Annotated in this window: 3 protein-coding genes; all 3 read left to right on the plus strand. The window is 52.9% G+C overall.

The window, feature by feature from the left end:
- Positions 1-203 precede the first annotated feature (203 nt).
- The 3 genes from J7M22_08535 to rpoD are packed head-to-tail and all read left to right on the plus strand — an operon-like array spanning position 204 to position 5,962.
- Positions 204-2,588 carry an endonuclease MutS2 gene (locus J7M22_08535; protein ID MCD6506656.1) on the plus strand — a complete coding sequence of 795 codons (2,385 nt, stop codon included), beginning with the start codon at positions 204-206 and terminating at the stop codon, positions 2,586-2,588.
- A gap of 14 nt (positions 2,589-2,602) precedes the next feature.
- On the plus strand, positions 2,603-4,345 hold the full coding sequence (locus J7M22_08540; GenBank protein MCD6506657.1) for a DNA primase: 1,743 nt from the start codon (positions 2,603-2,605) through the stop codon (positions 4,343-4,345).
- 3 nt (positions 4,346-4,348) lie between these two features.
- Entirely contained in the window at positions 4,349-5,962 is a 1,614-nt protein-coding gene (rpoD, locus tag J7M22_08545; GenBank protein MCD6506658.1) for an RNA polymerase sigma factor RpoD, read from the plus strand.
- The last annotated feature ends 376 nt before the right edge of the window (positions 5,963-6,338 follow it).

Below are 6,338 nucleotides of genomic sequence, written 5' to 3' on the forward strand. Positions count from 1 at the left end.
ATAAGTGATACAAAATCTTTATTCATCTTTTCACCTCCAGGCTCTTTTGAGTTTGGAGGTTATTTTATATTCATCTAGCCTCTTTGTCTACTCCCTCTTACCTACAAAATTTTCATACACCCGAAGGGAATACAGCGTTTGAAATGTCGGGGAAAGGTGTGCTATAATATAGCATGCTCATGAAGGGAGATGGGTTGAGGGGGATGGATTTAGAGAGGACGCTCGAATTCGATAAGCTGAAGGAGATCATTCTGTCCTATGCTCTCTCCGATTTGGGTAGAGTCCGTGTGGCGGAACTGCGTCCCCTAGATAAGCTGGAGGAGATAAAGGAACAGCTCACCTTATGTGCTGAGGCTAAAAGGGTAATCCTCGCCTTTGGGAAATTGCCCCTGGAGGGTCTCTCCGATGTCAGACCACTGCTGGTAAGGCTCAGGATCTCCGGATCTATCCTCGATCCCTATGATTTCCTCGCCCTTCTTAACCTCGCCGAGGTGAATGAGAAGGTGAGGAGGTTCTTCAAGGAGGTCAAGAGCGAGATAGCACCCCATCTGAAGAAGATGGCCTCTAACCTCCCAAATCTCTCCCGCATCGTTCATGCTATCTCCTCCAGGATCTCGCCAGAGGGTGAGATCTTGGAGGGCGCGTCGCCGGAGCTGAGGCGGATAAGAAGAAATATGTCCAGAGCAAGGGACGAGCTGCAGCGGAGGCTTGAGGCGATCCTCAATTCACCCCATTACCAGCAGGCGATTCAGGAGAGGATCGTTACGATTCGCAACAATAGATATGTTATCCCCATCAAGCAAGAGTTCAAAGGGGTAATCCAGGGCGTAGTCCAGGGGGTCTCCTCAAGTGGCGCTACCCTCTTTTTGGAACCGATCTCCGTGGTCGATCTGAACAACGCCCTTCATCAGCTCGCCGCCGAGGAGGAGAGGGAGATAAGAAGGATACTGCTGGAGCTATCGGATGAGATGAGAGGGGTTGTGGAGGATCTATCGGCGGCCGTGGAGATCCTAGGTGAGCTGGACTTTATAAACGCCAAGGCGCTTTTCAGCATCGATTATGATTGCCATGAACCGGAGATCAACACTGAAGGGGTGCTAGATCTGAGGAGGGTGAGGCATCCGATACTCGAGCACTCCATACGAAGCCGTTCCGGATCGAATTTCGGTCCCCTAACCCCTGATAGGGTCGTTCCGATAGATGTCCATATCGGCTATGAGTTCACCACGCTCGTGATAACCGGTCCCAACACGGGAGGTAAGACCGTTGCCCTCAAAACGATAGGCCTCTTGAGCCTGATGGCGTTGAGCGGTCTCCTCATACCGGCGGCCGAAAGGAGTAAGGTGGCGCTGTGGAGCAGGATCTTCGCCGATATCGGTGATGAGCAAAGTATCGAGCAGAACCTGAGCACCTTCTCCTCGCATATCTCCAAGATCATAGAGATCATCCGTGAGGCCGATCCGAACTCATTGATACTCCTAGACGAACTGGGTGCGGGGACTGATCCGGCCGAGGGAGCGGCGCTGGGAATGGCGATCCTCGACCACCTCCATTCCACGGGCGCCAGGACGATCGCAACTACGCATCATAGCCAGCTTAAAGTCCATGCCCATAACCAACCCGGCATGGAGAACGCCTCGGTCGAGTTCGATCCCCAAACGCTTAAACCTACATACAGACTTCTGGTAGGGGTTCCAGGAAGCAGCAATGCCTTGAAGATCGCCCAAAAGCTCGGCATGCCTCAGGAGATATTGGAGAAGGCAAAGGTATATATGGGAGGCGAAGCGGTGGCCGTCGAGGAGATGTTGGCCGATATGGAGCAGGCGAGAAGGGAGCTAGAGCGCGATAGGAGGATGATCGCCGAAAGGCTCTCTGAAGCCGAGGAGAGGGCAAAGAGATTCGAGGAGATGCTAGATCAGATAAAGCGGGAAAGGGAGGAGATCATCCGCTCGGCCGAGGAAGAGGCGAGGAGAATCATCTCCGGCGCCCGTAAAACCATAGAAAGAACAGTTGAGGAGATAAGACGGGAACAGGCTTCCAAAGAGAGCATTAAGAGGGCACATGAGGCGATTGAAAACCTGAGAAGAAGCCTCCAAAAGGATGAGGTGGGGGAGCGGAAAAGTGGAATCTATACTCCCGGAGAGCTTGTCAGGATCAAATCGCTCGATGCTGCCGGTAAAATCGTGAGAGTCAGAGATGATAAGGGGAAAGCATCGATACAGGTTGGCGGTGTGGAGCTTACCGTGCCGATCTCCGATATCGAACGGCTGGAGCCGGGGGAGGAGGTGAAGCTCACCTCTCCGCAGCTTCTCCAGATAAGGCTTACCAAACGAGCCTCGATCAGCCCTCAGATCAACTTGATCGGATGTACGACCGATGAGGCCAGGAGGAAGCTGGATAAATACCTCGATGACGCTTTCCTCGCAGGACTAGAACGCGTCAGGGTGATACATGGCAGGGGAACCGGAGCGTTAAAGAAGGCCGTGAGGGATTTGCTGTCGGATCATCCACATGTCAGATCCTTCAGGTATGGGAACCCTCCTGAAGGAGGGGATGGCGTTACGGTGGTGACGCTTGAAACGGACTGACCCGGAGGGGGAAGATGAACCTCTCTGAACAGGTTCGCCTCAAAAACGACATAGTTGAGGTGATCTCCGAATACGGCATCCAGCTTAAGCCCGCCGGGAGAGGTTATAAGGCGCTTTGTCCCTTCCATGACGATAAAACCCCATCCCTTTCGATATCACCTGACTCGCAGCTCTTCTATTGTTTCGGGTGTGGCGTCGGTGGGACGGTGATCCACTTCGTGATGCGGTATGAGGGGATCAGCTATGGCGAGGCCCTGCGCAAGCTTGCACAGCGGGCGGGGATATCGTTGCCGGGGCTTCCCCAGATCGAAGCCGTCCCGGATCGAGACAGATTATGGGATGCACTTCAGTTCGCTCTTAAGTTCTATCACAATCAGATCTTTAAACCTGAAAACAGAGCGGCGTTGAGATATCTTAGGGAGAGAGGGGTTAAGGATGAGAGCATAAGGGTCTTCAAACTCGGCTATGCCCCTCAGGGATGGCGGAACCTGCTGGAGGCCGCTTCAAAGGCGGGGCTGAAGGCCGATGACCTTGTGAAGGCCGGCATCGCCGCCGAAAGCAGAGACGGGACTAACCTTTACGATTACTTCAGAAACCGTATCATCTTTCCCATCTTCGACCACCAGGGCAAGGTGGTGGGATTCAGCGGCAGATCGCTCGATGGCTCCGAGCCGAAATACATCAACACGCCCGAAACCTCGCTCTTCCATAAAGGCAAACTGCTCTATAACCTCCATCTCGCGAAAGATCATATCCGCCGGTCCAGAAGGGCCGTGTTGGTGGAGGGATATATGGATGTGGTGATCCCATATCAGTTCGGCGTCAGAAACATCGTCGCCTCATCAGGCACATCCCTCACCGAGGATCAGACGGCCCTTTTGAAACGATACGCCGATGAGGTCGTCATAGTATACGACAGCGACGAGGCCGGATTAAACGCCGCAGCCAGAGGGCTGACCCTCCTCTTGAAGGAGGGGTTACGCGTCAGAGTGGCTGTCCTCCCTGAAGGAATGGACCCGGATACCTTCGTCAGGTCAAACGGCGGAGAACAGTTCAAGAGATACGTGGAGAACGCGGATGATCTGATAGAGTTCCGCCTGAAACTTGCCTCCAAGCGGGGAGATATCCATAAGATGGAGGTAAAGATGGAGGTGGCAAAGGAGCTGGTCGATATGATTTCACACATTAAAAGCCAGATTGAGCTGAGCGAATACGTCAAGAGGATCGCACTTGAGCTGGACCTGGCCGAGGGAGCCATAAGAGCAGAACTGAAAAGACGAGGGGTTAGACTCTCCGTTAGAAGGATCATCCCGCATAGGGCATACAAAACGGTTCGCATCTCGCCGAGGATGAAGATCGAAAGACAACTGCTTAGATACCTCCTATATCGGCCGGACCTCATCGAAGCGGTCAGGCCGAAGTTCAGCCCGAGAGACCTTTCGAATAAAACCTATTCCAAGATCATCTCGATGCTTTGGAAGGAGTTTGATGCCGTCGGCAGGGTAGATGTTCGGGAGATCATAGATTCATGCGATGATGAAAGGCTCAGGGGGGTGATATCCGGTCTCCTCATAGAGGCGCACGAGAGAATAGGCGATGAGTTCGACGTCGCCGCCGCCATCGAGGGATGCCTTGAAAAGATAAGAGGGTTCAATATCCGTGAGATGGAGGAGAGGGTGAAATCAGAAGCGAATGACCAGGATGAACTCGCTTTGCTCAGGGAACTGATGAAGCTTTCCTCCCTGAGAAAGGAGTAAACCATGGATAAGAGCAAAATCGATGATACGCTGATAAGCCTTGGCAGGGAGAAAGGATTTCTCACCTGCTCCGAGATAGCGGATGCATTGCCGGATGAGCTTATCTCAGCGGAGGAGATAACAGACCTGATCCTAACCCTTGAAAGCCTTAACATCGAGATACTCGACGATATGCCATATAGCCTCGAACTGGATGGCGAGGAAGAGGTGATGGAGGAGGAAGAGGGCGAGGTGGATGATCCCGCTAAGATGTATCTTCGCGAGATAGCCAGAAGACCGCTTCTGACGAGGGAGGAGGAGGTGAAGCTCTCCAGAGAGATTGAGGAAGGCGAGAGGATCATCCAGGAAGCGATCTTTGAGGTGCCTATGGCCGTGACGGCCTTCAGGCTGATGTTGGTAGATGCCGTGAGAAATCGAAGACAACCCTCCGACGTGCTCTCCTTTCCCGTGCAGGCCAGAGGCGGGGAGAAGGAGACCAGGTTGGCCAGGATCGCACGAAGACTGCTTGATCTCCTTCAGAAGGTCGGCGGTGATGATGAGAAAGTGAGATCCATCCTGATACGAACTCATATAAGCAGAGAGGCCCTGAGGGAGATAACGGATAGAGTTAAGGACATCGCCGATAGGATGGAGAAGATCCAGGAGCAGATCTTCAGCGTGGAACGATCCTTAAACCTCAAGGCAGAGGAGATATGCCGAGCGGTCGAGAACTACACCTGGAACTCCGGTGACGAACGGACGAGAAGGGACGAGCTGATGAGATATGGGAGAAGGTTAATCCGACTTCTGCGGCGCGTCGACTCCTTCGAACGGAGAGTCGGAATCCCATATGATAAGCTCCGCTCCATTCTGGAGAGGATTAAAAATGGAGAGGAGATCGCCGGAAAGGCCAAGACCAGAATCGTCGAGTCGAACCTTCGCCTCGTAGTGAGTATCGCGAGGAGATATCTGGGCCGAACTCAGGGATTGACCTTCCTCGATCTGGTGCAGGAGGGCAACATCGGGCTGATGAAGGCCGTCGATAGGTTCGACTATAGGCGGGGATATAAGTTCAGCACCTACGCCACGTGGTGGATAAGACAGGCGATAACAAGGGCGATAGCCGATCAGTCTCGAACCGTTCGAATCCCCGTGCATATGATCGAGACGATAAACAGGATGGCGAAGGTCTCCAGACGGCTCGTTCAATCCCTCGGCAGGGACCCATCTCCCGAGGAGCTGGCAAGGGAGATGAAGATCCCCGTCTCTAAGGTTAATGAGATCCTGAGGGTAATGCAGGATCCAATCCCCCTTGAAACCCCCATAGGCAAGGATGACGAGACGCAGCTTATAGATCTGATAGAGGACAGGAAATCGCCTTCGCCGATCAGCGAGGCTACCTTCAGGATGTTACGCGAGAGGATAGAGGAGGTGCTGAACATGCTGACACCCAGGGAGAGAATGGTGATATGCCTGCGGTTCGGTCTGGAGGACGGATATCCCAGAACGCTTGAGGAGGTAGGGGCGATGTTCAAGGTGACGAGAGAGCGGGTACGTCAGATAGAGGCGAAGGCGCTCAACAAGCTCAGACATCCCAAGAGGAGCAGATTATTGAGGGGATTCTGGGACGGAGATTGATCCTATATTAACTCCCACCGCTTATATTATCGTTAAGTGTAGCAGAGATCTGAGAGGAAGGTATTTCCGCGTCCCCTTGTCATACTCTCGGACGGCGGAGAGTTGATTACAGAACGTTTTAATAAACTACACTCAGGGGGAATATGAGCGCTTTCTAAAGCTGGGGGATGGGAGGATAAGCCCGTTTACCCGTGAAGGTGAGATTTAAAGAAAATTTAATACCAGTACTTGAGAAAAGTAAGGGCTTTGGCGTATAATTGTTCCCAAAATCCTTACCAGGAGGGGACGAAATGCACCAAAGCCGACATCAGGATACCATAGAGTTGACCTCGGACCAAGGGCGAACGAGGACTGTTGGACCGCACAGGAAAAATTC

It is taken from the genome of Candidatus Poribacteria bacterium, from assembly GCA_021162805.1.
Taxonomy (GTDB): Bacteria; Poribacteria; WGA-4E; order B28-G17; family B28-G17; genus JAGGXZ01.

What these genes read in the sequence shown, in the direction of transcription:
- J7M22_08535 (MCD6506656.1), top strand. Translation starts at nt 204, where the DNA reads ATGGATTTAGAGAGGACGCTCGAATTCGATAAGCTGAAGGAGATCATT.
- J7M22_08540 (MCD6506657.1), top strand. Translation starts at nt 2,603, where the DNA reads ATGAACCTCTCTGAACAGGTTCGCCTCAAAAACGACATAGTTGAGGTG.
- rpoD (MCD6506658.1), top strand. Translation starts at nt 4,349, where the DNA reads ATGGATAAGAGCAAAATCGATGATACGCTGATAAGCCTTGGCAGGGAG.